Raw genomic sequence first — 18,623 nt, forward strand, 5'->3', positions numbered from 1 at the left:
TCACCCTTTTCTATATAAACATTTTTAAATCCGTACTTATTTCTAGTTTGGCACCAGTTTTTTCGATGACATCCTCTACAGTATATGGACTCATTAGTTCCTTAAGCACTAAAGTGTTATTGACTACTTCAATAACAGCCATTTCCGTTATGATTAAATCCACACAAGATTTAGAAGTTAATGGCAAACTACATTCTTTCACAATTTTTGGATTCCCAGCTTTATCGGTATGATTCATAACGACTATTACTCTTTTAGCCTTTTGAGCTAAATCCATCGCTCCACCTATTCCTGGTACTCGCTTTCCAGGTACAATCCAGTTTGCTAAATCTCCTTTTTCACTAACTTGTAATGCCCCTAGTACCGTTAAATCTAGTAAACCTCTTCGTATAATGCCAAAAGCTGTAGCACTATCAAAATAGCTAGCACCTTTTAAAACAGTTATTGGGAAACCACCTGCGTTACATAAATTTTCATCTTCTTTTCCTTTTTCGGGACTCGGTCCAATTCCCATAACGCCATTTTCCGCATGGAACATAACATGTACATCTTCCGGTAAGTAATCAGGAACAATGGAAGGAATTCCGATCCCTAAATTTACGATCATTCCGTTTTTTATTTCCTTAGCAGCTCGCATTGCAATTTTTTGACGAAAGTCTATTCCCATGCCCATTTCCAGTTCACTCCTTCTGATGAAATTATGTAATCAACAAACACACCTGGAGTTACGATTTCCTCAGGATCCAATGAGCCAAGTGGGACGATTTCTTCCGCTTCCACAATCGTAATATCTCCTGCCATAGCCATATGAGGATTCATATTCCTTGCACTCTTGTCAAAAACCAAATTTCCAAATGGATCAGCTTTCTTTGCAAAAATAATACTGACTTCTGCTTTAAGAGCTTCTTCAACTAGAAATTGTTTACCTTTAACAGATACCTTCTCTTTACCGTTTTCTGCCATACTATCAAGACCTACATCTACTAATACTCCTCCAAGTCCCATTCCCCCAGCTCGGATGCGCTCTGCTAACGTACCTTGCGGAGAAAATTCTACTTTGAGCTTTCCTTCCGTCATTAATTTTCCTGCAAACGGATTCGACCCTATATGAGATGTCACAATTGACTTGATTCTTTCATTCCTTACCATCCTTCCAATGCCAATGTCAGGAAATCCAGTATCATTGCAAATCAAGTGAAGATCTTTAACTCCACTATCAAATAATGTTTGAAGTAAAGTTGGCGGTGAACCGACTCCTCCAAATCCTCCAACCATTAGTGTCATGTCGTCATGAAAAAATTGAAGAATTTGTTCCATTGTTGCTATTTTTTTATAAGTATTTTCAACTAAATTCATACAATTTCCCCCTTAGCTGTATAAGTTAGATGGGATTGTTCCATTTCCAATTCTTTTAAACCCACTGTAAGAATTTGAAGCAATTCATCCAGTTCTCCATATGTAATCGTTAAAGGTGGAGCAATCATGAAAGCTGAATCTTCTTTTCCGTTTTTTCCAGCAACAGAAGGGTATAAAAGTAAACCCTTACCCATTACTTTTTGAATAAAGGAACTTGATTTAATATTATGAATAAATTCAATGCCGATTAACAAACCTTTTCCTCTAACATCTCCTATGAATGAAAATTTCTCTTTTAATCCTTGGAGCTTATTCAACAGATAATTACCTTTTTCTTCTGCGGCTTGTACTAAATTATGTTTCTCAACATATTCAATAACGGCCAATGAAACAGCAGCTGATAGTGGGTTGGCACTAAAAGTATGTCCACTCATTACAAGCTTTGAACCTTGCATAATTGGTTCAATAACTCGATCGCTAGCAATCGTTGCAGCCATTGGTGTATAGCCAGATGTTAATCCTTTTCCAAGCGTAACGATATCAGGCTGAACACCCCAATGTTCCATTGCAAACATTTTTCCAGTACGACCAAGGCCAGTCATAACCTCGTCTGCAATCAGTAAAATATCGTACTTTTCACAAATAGCTTTAATTCTTTGGTAATAACCTTTTGATGGTACAATCGCACCACCTGCAGCACCGATAATTGGTTCAGCAATAAATGCTGCAATATGCTCAGGGCCAATTCGATCAATGGCTGTTTCTAATTCAGATGCACACGCTAAATCACAAGATGGATGTTCTAAGTTGAAAGGACATCGATAGCAATATGGTGGTGAAACTGAAGGGTAATCCTCCAAGATTGGAACAAAACGTTGACGTCTTAAAGGGTGACCTGACATAGATAGTGCCCCAATTGTTATGCCATGGTAGCTCATCCAGCGTGAGAGAATTTTATTCTTCCCTTTCATTCCCTTTTCTTGGTAATGCTGTATCGCTAGTTTCATAGCAGTTTCTGTTGCTTCAGTACCACTATTAACAAAGAACGTCCAATTTAAATCACCTTGAGTAATATCACTCAGCTTCTTTGCTAGCTTCTCAGCAGGTTCACTAGTAAACTGTGAACGATAAACAAAAGATACTTGTTTTGCTTGTTCAGTCATAACATCAATGATTTCTTCAACCCCATGACCAATTCCTACAGTAATTGCGCCAGATGAACCATCAATGTACCTATTACCATCTTTATCAAATAGGTACACACCCTTTCCATGAGAAATCATAGGATAATGCTGGCCAAGTAATGGTTTAATTAAATAATCTCTTTCCACTTTTTATCCCCACCTTCTTTATATAAAACGAAAAAAGCCACACTACTAAATATTGGAAATTTAAATAGAGGGTATTTTTTAGTATTCTTGCTTTCTGAGATACTTCCTTTTTATTTTTTTACACTTAACCTCTGAATTTAATAATTTAATTACTTGTTACTTCTTAAACAAAAGATTTGTACAGATAGTTGCCCGCCCCAATTGATGGCCATATACATATCTATATAAAGAAAACTGGTCGATTGACAATCCTTTTAGGTGAAGTCAGAGGCGTAGTTGCACTTATACTTAACTCCAAAAATTGGCAACAACGTCGAGTAAGATTACCTACTGCCAATTTATAATTTTTAACGTGAAAAAATAGAGATCACAATCAGTTGGCGGTGAAGATTAAAAATGGATTTATCGGAGAAAGTTAGAGCTGAGATAGATAGTCTAATAGATAAAATTAAATTGGATCAAAGTGATGATGGTTCTTGGAGATATTGTTTCGAGAGCGGCCCTATGACTGATGCCTATATGATTATTATTTTAAGAACGATTGAATGTCATGATGAAGAACTAATTAAAAAGCTAGTAAATCGTTTATTAATAAAGCAAGACGCCAGTGGAGCCTGGAAGCTTTTTGATGATGACTCAGGTAATTTATCGGTAACTGTAGAGGCTTACACTGCATTACTGTTCTCTGGTTATATAGAAATTACTGATGATAAAATGAAGAAAGCAGAAGCGTTCATTCGTCAAAATGGGGGATTAGAGAGTGTACACATCTCCACAAAATTTATGCTCGCTTTACATGAATTGTACCCATGGCCCAGGTTTTTTCCAGTCCCTCTACTTTTAATGACTTTACCAAAGTTTTTTCCTTTGTCATTCTTTAAATTTAGTTCCTATGTTCGATTCCACTTTGCTCCACTTTTAATATTAGGACATAAAAGATTTACGATTAAAAATAAATGGACGCCTACTATACAACATTTGTCTACAAACAATACATTTAGCAAAAAGCGGAAATTCCCAAATTTTAAAATGCCTTTCACTAAATCATTATCCAAAGTGGCTATTAAGAAGGCCGAGCAATATATTCTTCAAAATATTGAAAGGGATGGAACCTTATCTAGTTATGCCAGCGCTACTTTTATTGGGATTTATGCACTTCTCTCATTAGGCTATCAATCTACCTCACCCGTAATTCAAAATGCTGTTTTAGGTATAAAATCTTTCCTATTTGAATTGGAAGATTCCCTTCATACCCAAAATTCCCCTTCAACAATATGGGATACAGCACTTACTAGTTACGCATTGCAGGAAGCAGGTGTACCAATAAATGATAGGGCAATCGAGTCCGCTTCAAACTTCTTAGTCCCTCTCCAACATACACTAGTTGAGAAGGACCATAAGATTTGTTTAGGTGGATGGGGATTTTCAGACAGCAATACTCTAAATCCCGATGTAGATGATACACAAGCAGTCTTAAGAGCAACAACTGATTTCTCTTTAATAGATGACGATTATCGAAAATCTTGGAACGCTGGAGTGAAATGGTTATTTGATATGCAAAACAAGGATGGCGGATGGGCCTCGTTTGAAAAAAACAGTTGCAAGTACTTAAAACTCATCTTCCCTATCCAAAATTTTGTTGATACCGCAGTAGATCCATCTACAGCAGATTTAACCGGTCGAACAATCGAATTTCTAGGATCAAAATTAAAGTTGAATATGCTTCATCCCAGAATTGAAGACGGGGTTAATTGGTTAATCCATCATCAACACGAAGATGGTTCCTGGTACGGTCGTTGGGGAATTTCATATATTTATGGAACATGGGCCGCTATTACTGGTATGAAATCGGTCGGTATCCCTTCAAATCATCCTAGCATTCAAAAAGCTAACAACTGGCTACTGAAAATAAAAAACGAGGACGGCGGCTGGGGTGAGTCCTGTAAAAGTGATATCGAAAGAAAATATATCCCACTTTCTTTTTCGACAATTGTGCATACGTCATGGGTAGTCAATACCCTTATTTCGATCAACGATTACCCTACTAGTGAAATTGACGATGGAATAGTAAACATTTTAAACTGGTTAAAAATTCATGATAAACGATTGACCTATCCAACAGGTGGAGGATTACCAGGCCATTTCTATATAAATTACCATAGCTATCGTTATATTTGGCCCTTATTGACATTAAGCCATTATCTAAAAAAGTATAAGACAAGTGACTAATTTACAATTTCTAGTTAAACGCCTTGTCCTTATTTTCTTTGACGGCATATAATACATTGTTATTTGTGTATATGTCATTTTAGTTAATGGTTTAAACAATAAAGGAGTGGCTTTATGGGAAATCTTGACCCAAGGTTAATGAGAGAATTTTGTGGTAAAGTTTGTGATCCTCGTCATTTTCCACGTATTTTTAATATTTGTCGATCATTTCGTTGTAATGATTTAAAAAGCCGAGAAGGTGCATGTAGTATGATTGACAGACTATCGGAATGTTGTAATGTATCAATAACAGAAGAAGAACGTGAGAACGCTTGTGAGTGGCTAATGAATTGTAATGTGGATCCAAAAAATCCTTCACATCAAAGAGAAATGTGGAATTTAATAAAGAGCAGTAGAAGACGTTCTTGGTTTTAATAAATTGCAGACAGTAATTTTAATATTTTTTTAAATAAAAGGCCTATAAACTCCCTCTTTTGAATCATTGTAAGGGGAATTTTATAGGCCTCTTTGTATGGATTATTTTTTACAAAAATTAGGAGAATACGATAGTTGTATTGCCCTCTACAAACGTTTAAACCAACTACGTATAATATTTTGCATAGCTGATAACACATAAAAGCTAGTCAAATGCCGCAGGAGGGTTTGGCTTCTTGTTACTTTCGTTTTATACATAAAAACCGTTTTTCTTATTCAGCTAAATGGCAGTTTAGTTGAATAAGGATTAATTATTAAAGGGAATATCTATTAATTCAAGAATTTACATATTATGGAAAAAAGATTAGTGGAGGTAGATTGATGGATTACGGATTATTGATTATTGGTATAGCATTTTTACTTGTGTCCTACCTAGTAGCTGTAAAAAAACAAACATGGTTGTTAGCCGGTTTTAATGAGAAAATGATTAAAAATAAGTCATTGTTAGGAAAAGTGGTAGGTGGAGGTTTTTTTCTTCCTCTCAGCCTGTTAATAATTATCAATAGTATTTTCAACTATCCTTATGAAGTAACGGTTCTTATAATAATAATGTTGATTTTATTAACAATGGTGTACCTATTTATCAATAGAAGATTACTCGATTAGTTCAACTAACGCAGTGCATTAGTTACTTAATCTTTGTACCATTTGAGGTGTGGAAATATGAATATGAAAATTGATCTTGTAAAAAGAACGTTAGGCGATTTTTCTTTCATGGATGTTAGATTAATTACTGACTTTCATTTTAAAATATTTGAGGAAAATTTTGAAAAGAAAGCTGTACTTGATATTGAATTTGTAATACAAAGCACTGATTTAAGATATAAAATTATGGTTAGATTTCATGATCCACAAAAAATCAATTTTGAATCTTCTGGAACCTATCACCAAATATATTTAGATATAAGAGATATTAGCGAGCGGAGATGGGAGAAGGTAAAGCTTGAAATAATTGACTATGAACACGATGGGTTTCATTTTTATTGTTCAAAAGCTGAAATTTTGGATATAAGAAAAACATCATATAGTATTTAAGCTATTCAACTACTATGGAAGTAAGTTATAAACTTCCATTCACTGTGGTGAATTATTGATTCATGGTTGGCTAACGCATGCTTTAGTTATATAGAGTGTCTTATAACTAGGAGGAAAAATGGAAGAGCAAAATAAATATTTTACATTTGGGGCTGAAATGGGAGATGCATTTGCAGCTGATGCTGTATCTCCCAATCTTATACAATTGAGAAAATTATTAATTCAGCATTGTAATAAAGTTTATTGTAATGAAATTGACGAAATTGCACCAATACTTCGAGTTGATGGTGAGTTTTCCGATTTTAATTTCGAGGGAACTGAAAGGTTACGCTTAAGTAAAAAATTTAGATACATTACTATTGATGTTGGTATGCCTCAAGCAAGTTGGAGAAGTAAAACAGATTTTGAAATAAGAGAGTATATAATTGTTAATCTTAAAGGTGCATTAGAAGCAATGGTAAAACGATTAAAAAAAGAAAAATATGAAGTGCAAGAAACTCAATTATGGGAAGACTTTAGCGAAGTTGAGAAGCAATTCTTATGCAACTAACGCATGCAATTGTTGAACAAGAAAAGACTACATTATTGTAGTCCTTTTTTGTTATCAGTTAAATTTTCGTGACGGTTTTTCCGCAAGTTTATGAAAAATCACAAACACTAAAATACTTGCTTTCCTTCATTGGAAATATTATAAAATCCAAAAACTCCATTTGAACCAAATGCCATTAACTTGATAAGAATTTTGGCTGTTTCCTCTGGCGTAGTCGCCATGTCCGTGATTAACCAATGTTGAATACATCCAATATAGTTGGATGTTATAAAAACTAGTAAATACTCAAATGGAATATCTAGTTTTTCTTTTTCAAATTTATTTTCTGTGTTTTTGGTAATTCTATCTATAAAAACTTTTTTTAGTTTGTTTTGGAAAGATGGATTTGCCTGGGGTCCAAGAGCAACTTTAATAAAAGTGGCATTTTCTCCAATGAATTCAAAGAGTTTAACAATGAAAAGAGGAGGTTCAATTTTATCAGCCTTAATAAGATCTGTTGGATAGAAATCTTTAAAGCCAGAAATGTATTCCACCATACTTGATATGATTTCGTTCTCGTACTTTTCGAGAAGCTCAAATTTGTCTCGATAATGTAAATAAAAAGTTCCACGATTAATATCTGCTCTTTTACTCAAGTCATTTACAGTGATTTCTTCGAAACTCTTTTCATTTAATAACTCGACAAAAGCATCTCGTATTATTCGATTTGTTTTAGCTATGCGTCTATCCTGTGTTTTCTCATTCATAACAAAACCCTCACTTAGAATCTTTAATAATTATCAACAAAATGAATTAGTTTGTTCATTTGTGTACATTTTTGATTTTATTGATTATTGTATTTTTCACTATCTAAAATATAATATACAGTAAGTCCAGTAATGAACACAATGTTAATAAATGAAAAGGAGAACACTAAATGTCAAATACACAAGAATTTTCAATGAAGACAGCAATTTTACAATTAACAGCTGTAATCGCAGGTATGTTCATGGTTATGTTAGACGGTACAGTTGTCAACGTTGCGATGAATTCCCTAACAAAAGACTTACATAGTTCACTTTCAACTATGTCATGGACTATCTCTGGCTACACACTTGCTGTTGCAGCAGTTATTCCACTAGCAGGTTGGTTAATGGACCAATTAGGAGCTAAAAAGGTGTTCCTTGTTTCCATTGTCCTCTTTACTTTAGGATCACTGCTATGTTCGTTTGCAACAACAGCAAACCAACTCATCTTATACCGAGTTATACAAGGTTTAGGTGGTGGAATGGTTGCACCAATCGGTATGGCGATGGTGTTCAGAATTGCACCACCAGAAAAAGCGGGTGCTTTAATGGGGGCTCTTGGGGTTCCAATGTTACTCGCACCTGCACTTGGACCACTACTTGCTGGTTACTTTGTAGAGTATCAAACTTGGCATTGGATTTTCTTAATCAATATTCCAGTAGGGATTATTGCTGTACTCTTAGGACTCAAATTCCTACCAGATTTTGACCGCAAACATGTTCCGAAACTCGATATTTCAGGCTTGATTTTAGCACCAATTGCCTTCTCTATGTTGGCTTACGGTGTTACTGAAAGTTCAAAAGGTTGGACCGAAACTAGTACATTAACCGGACTTATAGTAGGTGGTATTGCACTTATTTTATTCATTATTGTCGAGCTACGTCACTCGAACCCAATCATGGAATTAAAAGTATTTAAGTCAGGAAAGTTTACTTTAGGAGCAATTACAATGTGGTTGATGATGATTGCCATGTTTGGCATGATGTTAATCGTCCCACTTTATTTACAATCGATTAAAGGCTTATCACCTTTTGAAGCAGGATTAGTCATATTCCCACAAGCTTTAGCATCGGGTGTTATGATGCCGATAAGTGGTAAACTATACGACAAGATTGGTGCTCGTCCTTTGGCAATTATCGGTCTCGCGATTATTGCGGGCACATTGTTCATCTTATCAAACATAAGTGTAGATAGTAGTAAAACATTTTTCGTCTTATGCCAAATTGGCATGGGGCTAGGCATGGGAACTTCTATGATGGCGTTAAATACGCATGTATTGCAATCTGCACCACTAGCGCTTGTTAACCGTGTAACACCACTGACTTCTGCTGCTCAACAAGTTATGATGTCATTTGCTGCGGCAGGGATGGTGAGCTTCTTGACATCAAGATCAGAAGAGCATACTAAAGCTTTAAAAATACCTGGTAACATTTTGGGGGCAGTAAAATCAGGTAACATAACACCAGATGTATTACCATTTGTGAAACAAATCCAAGAGGCAACAGTCTCTGCTTTCAGTGATACATTCCTTCTTGCATCAGGAATCGCTGTTTTAGGTTGGTTGCTTGCATGGACTCTAAAAAGGCCAAAGCAGGCGCCAGCAACAGGTAATGAAGATAAAGAAGCAAAGGCTGCAATGATGGCGGGGCATTAATCAATTTGTTTCTCAGTTTTATACAAAAATAGGCATCTCGAAGCTAACTTCGAGTGCCTATTTTTTTGATCTTTCGGCTATTCTATACCTTTTTGTTGATATTTAAAAGTGAAAATTTGATTTTATTACTAATACCCTTATTAAACTAAAGCATGCATTAGTTGAACAACTTAATCGTCTGTATCGACGATTTTTTATTAAGCTACATGGCAAGATAGTTCAATAAGGAAATGGCTATGTAAGTGAGCTATTACAAACCTCTTGTTCAAACGGTAGAACAAAATTTAGGTGTATATTCTAAGTAAATAATCGAGGGCTTGTTTCTGTTTTGAAAACATATATCGATAAAAATCTCTTTCTTAAAGTGCACATATAAACAAACGATTCTAGAAGAAATTAAGTGACCTTAGCCCTTTAGAGTTCAGGGCTAAGGTTATTTAATAAACACCTGTTTATTTACTTTCTACTTGATAGGGATAAGTCCAATCAAAATACCTTTTTTTATCTTATTAACATAGTCTTTTAATAAGTCAAAATATAGTTTTTAAATTAATGTCTTGCATCAATAACAGTACAACGCATTGCACCTTTTCTTAATGCGCGTTCTGCTTCTTCTAATGAAATTCGTACAAAAACAGCTCGATCAATATCATTTTCCACATCAAAAAGAGCGAAAGCCTGATGATTCGTTATAAAGATACACTTGAACTCTGCTGTTACGTCATCTTCATTTCTAGGAGCAGTGTCTCTTATTTCACAAAAATGTAGTCCGGCATTTTTAAGTCTTTTTGCTGTTTCCATATTAATACGAATGATAACAAATACCTCTAAATCTACTCCAGGAACTTCTGATTCTATTTCAACAACTGCAAAAAAACGGTTCCCTACCCTTAGAAGACAATTGGCACCTATTTCGAAAATTTCTTCATTCATATATCCACGACCCTTTTTGAAATTTTATATACAAATACTCTTCTCTTCATTACTAAAAACTTATGGAAATTATTCAATGGAATTTTCTAGTTCTTAAATCTGATGAAAGAATTAACTAGGTAACTAGTCTCATTTCATAATATTCATTAGTAGATAGTTGGTAACCGATAGACAAACTGTGAGAATACCCATTTTTATACATTAATGATAAGCCCATTTATGTTTTTTAATAGAAAGCACCTTGCAAATCCAGGGTGCTTTCTACGTCTAAACCTTATTCAACTAAAGCAATACTTTAGTTGAATAAAGAAGTGCGCTAATGTAGTAAGGAGATATTGGCGAAGTTCTTATCCGGACAATAAAACGTTTAGAAGAAGCATCCAATGAGGAGTTTAAAACTCTTTTACAAAGCTTAGCTCGTAAGTTCATTCGAACATACTATTCAATGGTGATGGAGCGATCTCAGATTTGGACCACACGAATTCATGAACAGTGTGAAGTTTTTATCCACTACTTTCAACATAAAGAACCTATTATTCGGACCTTGCAGAAATGGATTGAGGTGCCACCGGCTGACCGAGAACTAGTACTAGAATTCTTTCAAAATGAGGGTCAGTGGGTTACTATGAACTTCGAACGTGAAGCCCGTATCCCTTCTTGAACATAAGGGGGGATTTTGCAAATTCATCATATATACGATTTGAACCACTACCACTTACAGTTTAAATAGTACTAATAAAAAAGAGAGTGTCCCTAAAAAGTCACCCCTTTAAGACACCCTATGCTTAATTAAAAATTTCTTAACCAAGTCCTCGAACCGATAATCCACCATCACTAGAAATGACTTCACCAGTGATTGCACGTGACTGATCAGATGCTAAAAGTACATATGCTGCAACGTGATCTTCAGGCATCTGGGCTAGTTGAAGTGGATTTCTTCTTTTTATATTGCTTGCTTTTGTATCATTATCTACAGATTTAGTAAATGTACGTAAAGGTGGGATGACAGTTAGTGCTGTTAAAGTCCCTCCTGGCGCTACTGCATTTACTCGTATAGTTGGTGCTAGTTCAAAAGCAAGCTGACGCATTAATCCGATTTGAGCATGCTTACTAGCCGTGTACCAAACTCCACCACCGTCTGGGTAGAAGCTTGCACCAGATACTGTAAAAATAATATTACCATTTGTTTTTTGTAATTCCTCTAAAGCTGCTTTTGCACCAAAAAATGATCCTTTTACGTTTATATTTAAAAGATAATCATATGCATCTGATAGGGCATCAGGTGTCACATCAGCAAATTTTGCAAATCCATCGAAAACACCTGCATTCGCAATAAATACATCTAGTTTACCAAACTGTTCAACAGTCGCTTTTACAGCTCGCTCATTGTCTTCATATTTGCTTACGTCGCCTTGAATGATAAGGAGATTGTCATTAAATTCTTCTTTCATTTGCTCTAGTGTTTCAAGTGAGCGCCCTATAATACTTACCTTTGCTCCTTCTTGAATGAAACGTCTTGTAACGGCTGCTCCTATTCCAGATGCGCCTCCTGTAATTAACACTACTTTATCTTTTAATAACATCACTTAGCCTCCTCTTTCATCTATTAAACAAAGATTGCAAGATTTCTAGTGTTAATTGTTGTTTGATCTACAATAAATACCCTCTTGGAAAGCTTCCATTTTCCATTTTCATATGTAAACTCGTCATTACGTTCTCCTGAAATTAGATCATGGTGTATATCTGTGCTACGGCTACGATAGATCAGTAAATAACTAGTAACTACTGCTTTTTCTTCTTTAACTAGCTCTTTTACGCTTACATTGCTTACAAAACGGCGGGTTCTTGAAGGAGGAATTTCAGCCCATGCATAGTCAGTTTTCAATCGATCTACTCGAAGCTTTAATAGTTCAATATCATCATTAAAAGTAAACATCTCAGTTGAATAGTCTGGGCGTTCAGTTCCTTCTTTATTTACACGTACAGGCATTTGATAGATTAAATTCGAATGCATTAAATTAAACCAATCATCAAATTCAATATCATCAAGTAATTTTGCTTCATCAATTAACCACTGTTCAAATTCTAATTTCGCTAATAATTTTTCAACATTCATTTCCCTTCCTCCCCCCCTTTATTACTTTGTCATTAATTCAAGCCAGTATTGGTAGAAATTCCGTTGACTCGCTTCTGTAAATTTATCATCATAGGCGACCCCTGGTCCGACAAAATCGACAGGTTCACGATGTAATCCCATTGTATAGTTATAAGTTAAATTCTTTTGAAACGGCATTGGACCTTGGGCTGCTTCTGTTATGTCTGTGAATACTTCAGTATCATCCTGTTCAAAAATTCCAGATGGACTAAACGTTAAGATAAAGGAATCTCTTGATCGATTCTTCCATTCCTGAGAAGCATTTTTTTCTACTAGTAACCATGCAATTACTTCCATTTTATTGTGACTAATTGGTCTCCACATTCTAATTGAAGTATTCGAAATTAATTCGCCCTTAATTTTTGTGTGAGATATTAAAAATGACATATTTGGAAAAGCATTTCCAATCATATTTTTTAAGTTTGATAGAACTTCATATTGTTCTTCTGACAAGTTACTTTTATACTCATCTTTCAATTCTTCAGGGAACGCAAAGTCTGGGTTTGGTGTTCCAAGGTTTAATCCGTGTCCGTTATCAGTATGAATTTGAAAACCGCGCTTCGAATATGTTGCATTTGGCACCATGCCTAATTTTGCAATTGAACCGTGAGTAACCATCGTGTGGTATGAATCACCTACAAAGTTATCAGAACCGACCTTCCAGTTTGATTTAACAATAAATCGTTGCGGAGCTCCAATTACTTCCATCTCAGCACGTCCTACTACGATATCTAAATACCACTTAAAATCGCCGAGAAATTCTTCAAGAGGCTCTGCATTTTCGTCCCAATTTCCAAATAAAAGTCCTTTATATGATTCTAGCTTCACTCGGTGAAGACCCATTTTTGATCGGTCAAGTCTCTCGCCATAAATATCTTTTTGAAGCGGAACTCCGACAAGCTCTCCTGTATTTTTAAAGTTAAATCCGTGATATGGACATGTAAATAACGTCTTATTTCCTTTATCAGCACGGCACAGCTTCATGCCACGGTGTGTACACATATTGTAAAATGCATTGATTTTTCCCATACTTTCGCGTGAGATTATAATTGAATATCCTGCAAGCTCACGAGTCATAAAGTCCCCTGGATTTGGAATTTCAGATTCATGTCCAAGAAAAACCCATGTTTTTAAAAATACTTTTTCATGCTCTAATTCGTAAACAGCCTTGTCGCCTAGAAGATATGCAGGGATGATTCCTTCATCTGGTTTGACTGTTTCGTTTAAGTAATTTACTAGCTGCTCTTTTGACAATTCATCTAAAGTTTTTTCTGTTATAATCACGTCGCACTCTCCCTTCATATTTTTAACTCTTTATCCAATCTGTACATATTTATCTTTGTTTTGTAAATTTGCCAAAACACTAAGCGCTGCTAAATAACTTGTTTTAGGGTTATTTGGCATTGGATCATTTTCGATTTCAAGTTTAAGTTTTCCGAACGCACCAGATGCTTCAATCGTATGACTATTTTTTACGGCAATCGGATCAGCAATAATTTTCACTCTCGTATTGTTTGCACCGATTCCAGCTAAGGATAATACAATTGCCACATTAATATTTCTTGGATATAGCTTGATTGCTTCAGCTGCAGAGCCTTCAAACAAAATTGTTTCATTATCTAATACTTCTCCCGATAATGCACCAGGTGGTTTTCTAGTTGTAATTGAAACATCGTCTAGACCATTCGCAGCTTTTGCTGATTTTAAAATATCCAATCCACCGATTGCTCCTGATGGTAAGTAAATGTTTACACCATTTCTTGTACAAACCTCTCGAATTCTTTCTTCAAAAGCAGAATCAGCCATGACCCCAATGCTGCTTAACAATAAGTCTTTTCCACTTTCGAGAACTTTTATAGCGTACTCCTTTGCTGCTTCAACTGTTGCAGCTTCAATGACTAAATCTAGATCAGAAAAAAGGAGCGTTTCTACACTTTGATAAGCATCTGTTTCAAACTTCTTAGCAAGTTGAACGGCTGATTCTTCGCAACGCGTATAAATTGAAACAATCTTTCCACCTGGTAACATCCCATCTTTATTTATTGCTTGAAGAAGAAATTGACCAATATTACCACAGCCGATTAGTCCTAGTTTCAAGCGCATTCACCATCCTTAATTTGCAAATCCGTATGAATCTGCAAAGAATTCCAATCCACAATGTCTCGTCTCTCTTGAAACTCCACTCTCTTTTAACCCTGGAAAATCCAATGCTAAATCACTAAAGATTGTATGATTATTATGAAAAACTGCGCCTGCTTCTAAACGATCTGCCATTTCAACTGCCAATTCTTCATTTTCAGTCCAAACAGAAGCCCTTAATCCAAATTCACTATCATTTGCTAGTTTGATAGCATCGTCAATAGTTGAAAAAGGTAGAATAGGAATTACTGGTCCGAATTGTTCTGAACGAACGATCTCACTTTGTTGATCAACACCTGTTACGATTGTTGGTAAGATGTAATATCCTTGATCCCACATTTCAGGATTCAGTTGAATTCCAGCTGTTATTACATTTGCACCTGCTTTTTCAGTGCGCTCAATTAATCCGTTAACATAGTCATACTGAGCTTTATTATTTAATGGGCCCATTGTTACATCAGGTTGAATACCATCACCTACAACAGTACGCTCAAATTCTTTCTTTAGTTTTTTTACTAATTCAACATATCTAGATTCTTGTACATATACGCGCTTAATAGCCGAACATACTTGGCCAGCCGCTTTTAAAATACTCATTCTTAATCGTTTAATTGCTTCGTCATCTAAGTTTGCATCCTCTAAAATAATTGCTGGGTCATTCCCGCCAAGCTCCATATATACTTTTTGAAGATTTCCAGAAGATTTTTTCATAATATCTTTTCCAGTTTGCGTACTACCGACAAATGCAATTGTACGAACTCTTGAATCAGAACAAAGCTTGTCACCAATCACTTTTCCTGAACCTGTTACGATATTAATCACACCAGGTGGAAAATATTCAGCCACTACTTTTAAACAAATCATAATTGTAAGTGGACAATTTGTCGCCGGTTTTACGACAACTGTATTCCCTGCTAAAACAGCCGGTATTACTCGCTTAAACGTTAAGATCATAGGCGAATTCCAAGGAGTAATGACTGCAGTAACCCCTCTTGCTCTTCTTCTTACTTGAACTTTTTGATTTCCTGGAAGTAATTCAGGATTCCACCATTTAAGTAGTTCATCTGCTCCACCATTCATTACTTCCACACAGCGTAATAAGTCTTTTTTAGCTTCTACTAGTGTTTTTCCATTTTCACGAACAAATAATGAAACATTTTCTTCAATGATTTTAGAAAGTTCCCGCGCTGCTGCTTTCATTCTTTCTACACGATCCTGAATCTCACTCTGTGACCAAAGTTTAAATGCATTTGCTGCAGCATTAATTGCTTCGTTTACGATTTCCTCAGTACATAATGCAACTTTGCCGATTACTTCCGAATTATTTGCAGGATTAATGATATTCGATGTTTCATTCATTTCTTTCCATTCACCATTTATGAGATATCTTCCTGATACAACTGGATATGTCGAAATCATATTGAATCTCCTTTATAATTTTTTTGGCTTAAAGCTTTCAGCTGCTCCTGGAGGTCCACCAAATGGTATTGCCATAGGTCCAACCGCTTCCATATCAACAACGATCATTGTTGGCTTTCTTCTTTCAGTTGCCTTTTTTAGTTCATTAACAAACTCGTCTCCTGAACCAATACGTGCTGCTTCAAAATGCATTGACTCAGCTAGTTTTACAAAATCTGGACTTAACAAATTCACTGCTACTTGGCGTCCGTATGCCGCTTCTTGAATATTACGAAGAACCCCATAGCCAGAATCATCAAATAACACAATTACGATCGGCAAATTTTCTTCGGCTGCAGTTACCATTTCACCTACATTAACCATAAATCCACCATCTCCAGCCATTAATACGACCGTTTGATGAGGACAACCCAATTGTGCACCAATAGCAGTTGGAAGGCCTTGACCGATCCCGCCACCGGATGCGTGAATAGATGTTCTCGGTTCGTAAATGTCAAATATTCTGCTACCCCATACATTTGCTTGTACTGTCACATCTCGAACTAAAATCGTATCTCTCGGTAAAACCTCTCTCATTCCATCTACAAATTGCTCAAATGGACCAAGTGTTTTGCGAAGCTGTCCTCGTACTTCATTTCTTAATGCACGTACTTCTTCTATATAAGAAGGTAAAACCGAAACAGATTTTTCATCGATTTTATTTATTAGAGCCGATAAGATATCTTTAGCATCTCCGACTAAGCCAACTGTTGCTTTATAATTACGATTAATTGCATTAAAATCTGCATCAATCGAAATATGTTCTTCTGGGACAGGTACTTTCCAGTTAGAAGTTTCATTTCCTCGGAATCGTACACCTACACTAATCATTAAATCTGCATTTCTCAAAAACTCTTTTGTAGACTCATTGGCTGCAAAATGACCGATACATTGCTCATGATTTTCTGGTATCGAGCCTTTTCCGGATTGACTTGTGATGACAGCAGCTCCGAGAATTTCTGCTAAATTTGTTAATTCTTTTGAGGCATTGGCAGAAATAACGCCACCTCCAGCCCAAATAACTGGACGACGTGCTTCCAAAATTTTTGAAATTGCAGTTTCTGGTATAACAGTAGTTAGTTGCGGTTTAAAAACATCTACCTGTACCTTATCGATTGAAACATCCTCGATAATAGCTGATTGAAAGTCGATTGGAATTTCTAAACTAACTGGTCCTGTTGGAGCAGTTAATGCTTCTTCAATTGCTTTTCTTACTACACCAGCCGTTTGTTCTGGTCTTCTAAGTCTTACAGCATTTTTACAAGCACCACTCATCATTGAAAGCTGGTCTTTGCATTCATGTATGTACCCTTTACCTGTACCAAGATAAGGTGATGCTACTTCTCCAGTCAGATGAAGTAGTGGAACTCCCGCTGCCCATGCTTCTACTAATGAACCAGCAGCGTTTCCAGCTCCTGTCCCTGTACTAGTAATAACAACACCTAATTTCCCTGTCGCACGTGCATAACCATCAGCCATATTTACTGCTCCACTTTCGCCACGTGAACAGATTAGTTTGATACTTCCATCCCTTAAAATCGCGTCATAGATGGGCATATTGTGAATACTTACAATTCCAAAAGCGACTTCTACGCCTGCTTGAACTAACTCTTTTACGACAGCATCCGCAGTAGTAAATACAATCTCTTCTTGATTTTTCATCTTGGTATCCTACCTTTATCTAATAATTTATTTAAAGTGCTTTACCGATTGCACCTGCAGTTTCAATTGTAGAACCAGCTACATAACTCGCTTTGTCTGAAGCAAGAAAAACAATTACACTAGCAACTTCTTCTGCTTCCCCTACACGACCTAGTGGAATATTTCTTTTTATCGCAAGATCTCTATAATATTCTTCAGGATCCATATTAGGAGCATTTTTCAATCTTCTACGTTCCCATTGGTCGGTTCGAATTAATCCAAGACTTACTGAATTTACTAAAATATTGTCGGATGCTAATTCTTGAGACAAAGTTTTGCTTAAATTTAAAAGTCCTGCACGTGTCGCTGCTGTTGCTACCATATGACGCTCAGGTTCTTTTGCTAGAGTTGCATTTATATTAATAATTCGTCCCCCTCCTCTTTTTACTAGATAAGGATGAGTTGCACGAACTGCATAAATAATTGCGAAATACTTTAACTGAATTTGTTCCTGCCACTGTTCATCAGTTATATCGAAAAAATGCCCCATAACACTTTGACCAGCTGCATTCACTAACGTATCAATTCCACCAAATTTTTCTGCTGTTTGTTGAATAAACGAGTTAACTTCCTCTTTTGATGTAACATCACAGGTCGCAGCAAATAGATCTTCGCTTTTGCCATATGATAGTAAATGCTTTAATGCTTTATCTGCACGCTCTTTGCTTCTTCCGCAAATCGCTACTTTAGCACCTTCACCTAAAAATAATTCAGCTGTCTTCAGTCCAACACCAGAGGTGCCACCCATAATTACTGCAACTTTTCCCTTTAACCCAAGATCCATCCCGTCACCCCTTATTAAAGCTTTCATGGTTCGTCTTA

At 35.9% G+C, this 18,623-nt stretch carries 18 protein-coding genes; 6 read left to right on the plus strand and 12 right to left on the minus strand.

From position 1 onward, the window contains the following. Positions 1 to 10: 10 nt before the first annotated feature. The 3 genes from ABEY15_RS04615 to ABEY15_RS04625 are packed head-to-tail and all read right to left on the minus strand — an operon-like array spanning position 11 to position 2,687. Positions 11 to 673 (minus strand): 3-oxoacid CoA-transferase subunit B, encoded by a 663-nt coding sequence (locus tag ABEY15_RS04615; RefSeq protein WP_098846183.1) that lies wholly within the window; start codon positions 671 to 673, stop codon positions 11 to 13. Further along, positions 658 to 1,356 carry a CoA transferase subunit A gene (locus ABEY15_RS04620; RefSeq protein WP_429888746.1) on the minus strand — a complete coding sequence of 233 codons (699 nt, stop codon included), beginning with the start codon at positions 1,354 to 1,356 and terminating at the stop codon, positions 658 to 660. Before ABEY15_RS04620 ends, ABEY15_RS04615 begins: the two co-directional genes overlap by 16 nt. After that, positions 1,353 to 2,687 (minus strand): aspartate aminotransferase family protein, encoded by a 1,335-nt coding sequence (locus ABEY15_RS04625; RefSeq protein WP_429888747.1) that lies wholly within the window; start codon positions 2,685 to 2,687, stop codon positions 1,353 to 1,355. Before ABEY15_RS04625 ends, ABEY15_RS04620 begins: the two co-directional genes overlap by 4 nt. A gap of 396 nt (positions 2,688 to 3,083) precedes the next feature. On the opposite strand from ABEY15_RS04625, the gene ABEY15_RS04630 reads away from it, so the two are divergent. The 5 genes from ABEY15_RS04630 (at position 3,084) to ABEY15_RS04650 (ending at position 6,975) form a co-directional block, all read left to right on the plus strand. Continuing rightward, a complete protein-coding gene (locus tag ABEY15_RS04630; protein ID WP_429888749.1) occupies positions 3,084 to 4,916 on the plus strand; it encodes a terpene cyclase/mutase family protein in 1,833 nt (610 codons plus the stop codon). A 114-nt stretch (positions 4,917 to 5,030) separates the two neighbouring features. Further along, a complete protein-coding gene (locus tag ABEY15_RS04635; RefSeq protein WP_429888751.1) occupies positions 5,031 to 5,330 on the plus strand; it encodes a hypothetical protein in 300 nt (99 codons plus the stop codon). A 381-nt stretch (positions 5,331 to 5,711) separates the two neighbouring features. Next, complete coding sequence (locus tag ABEY15_RS04640) at positions 5,712 to 5,996, plus strand: DUF3784 domain-containing protein (RefSeq protein ID WP_429888752.1); 285 nt, start codon at positions 5,712 to 5,714, stop codon at positions 5,994 to 5,996. A 57-nt stretch (positions 5,997 to 6,053) separates the two neighbouring features. Beyond that, positions 6,054 to 6,425: a hypothetical protein gene (locus ABEY15_RS04645; RefSeq protein ID WP_429888754.1), complete on the plus strand. Its 372-nt coding sequence runs from the start codon at positions 6,054 to 6,056 to the stop codon at positions 6,423 to 6,425. Positions 6,426 to 6,543: 118 nt separating this feature from the next. Then, on the plus strand, positions 6,544 to 6,975 hold the full coding sequence (locus tag ABEY15_RS04650; protein ID WP_429888755.1) for a hypothetical protein: 432 nt from the start codon (positions 6,544 to 6,546) through the stop codon (positions 6,973 to 6,975). A gap of 107 nt (positions 6,976 to 7,082) precedes the next feature. Here ABEY15_RS04650 and ABEY15_RS04655 read toward each other — a convergent pair whose 3' ends face one another. Continuing rightward, positions 7,083 to 7,721, minus strand: a complete 639-nt coding sequence (locus ABEY15_RS04655; protein ID WP_429888757.1) for a TetR/AcrR family transcriptional regulator — start codon at positions 7,719 to 7,721, stop codon at positions 7,083 to 7,085. A 170-nt stretch (positions 7,722 to 7,891) separates the two neighbouring features. Here ABEY15_RS04655 and ABEY15_RS04660 point away from each other — a divergent pair, with 170 nt between their 5' ends. Beyond that, positions 7,892 to 9,415, plus strand: coding sequence for a DHA2 family efflux MFS transporter permease subunit (locus tag ABEY15_RS04660; protein WP_429888759.1), 1,524 nt, complete (start codon positions 7,892 to 7,894; stop codon positions 9,413 to 9,415). 549 nt (positions 9,416 to 9,964) lie between these two features. On the opposite strand, the gene ABEY15_RS04665 is transcribed toward ABEY15_RS04660, so the two are convergent. The 8 genes from ABEY15_RS04665 to ABEY15_RS04700 all read right to left on the minus strand — a co-directional run bounded on the left by ABEY15_RS04665 (position 9,965) and on the right by ABEY15_RS04700 (position 18,585). After that, positions 9,965 to 10,348 (minus strand): hypothetical protein, encoded by a 384-nt coding sequence (locus tag ABEY15_RS04665; RefSeq protein ID WP_429888760.1) that lies wholly within the window; start codon positions 10,346 to 10,348, stop codon positions 9,965 to 9,967. Between the two features lie 800 nt (positions 10,349 to 11,148). Next, a complete protein-coding gene (locus tag ABEY15_RS04670; protein ID WP_069032681.1) occupies positions 11,149 to 11,931 on the minus strand; it encodes an SDR family NAD(P)-dependent oxidoreductase in 783 nt (260 codons plus the stop codon). Positions 11,932 to 11,954: 23 nt separating this feature from the next. After that, the gene (locus tag ABEY15_RS04675; RefSeq protein ID WP_429888761.1) at positions 11,955 to 12,464 is read right to left on the minus strand and encodes an aromatic-ring-hydroxylating dioxygenase subunit beta; all 510 of its coding nucleotides are present in this window, start codon (positions 12,462 to 12,464) and stop codon (positions 11,955 to 11,957) included. 21 nt (positions 12,465 to 12,485) lie between these two features. Next, positions 12,486 to 13,787 (minus strand): aromatic ring-hydroxylating oxygenase subunit alpha, encoded by a 1,302-nt coding sequence (locus tag ABEY15_RS04680; RefSeq protein WP_429888762.1) that lies wholly within the window; start codon positions 13,785 to 13,787, stop codon positions 12,486 to 12,488. 30 nt (positions 13,788 to 13,817) lie between these two features. Beyond that, positions 13,818 to 14,606 (minus strand): aspartate dehydrogenase, encoded by a 789-nt coding sequence (gene nadX / locus ABEY15_RS04685; protein WP_429888763.1) that lies wholly within the window; start codon positions 14,604 to 14,606, stop codon positions 13,818 to 13,820. A 9-nt stretch (positions 14,607 to 14,615) separates the two neighbouring features. Continuing rightward, positions 14,616 to 16,061 carry an aldehyde dehydrogenase family protein gene (locus ABEY15_RS04690; RefSeq protein WP_429888765.1) on the minus strand — a complete coding sequence of 482 codons (1,446 nt, stop codon included), beginning with the start codon at positions 16,059 to 16,061 and terminating at the stop codon, positions 14,616 to 14,618. Positions 16,062 to 16,073: 12 nt separating this feature from the next. Beyond that, a complete protein-coding gene (locus tag ABEY15_RS04695) occupies positions 16,074 to 17,762 on the minus strand; it encodes a thiamine pyrophosphate-binding protein (RefSeq protein ID WP_429888767.1) in 1,689 nt (562 codons plus the stop codon). A 31-nt stretch (positions 17,763 to 17,793) separates the two neighbouring features. After that, positions 17,794 to 18,585, minus strand: a complete 792-nt coding sequence (locus tag ABEY15_RS04700; protein ID WP_429888769.1) for an SDR family oxidoreductase — start codon at positions 18,583 to 18,585, stop codon at positions 17,794 to 17,796. Positions 18,586 to 18,623: the final 38 nt, after the last annotated feature.

The organism is Gottfriedia acidiceleris, assembly GCF_050457485.1.
GTDB classification, from domain to species: Bacteria; Bacillota; Bacilli; order Bacillales; family Bacillaceae_G; genus Gottfriedia; species Gottfriedia acidiceleris_D.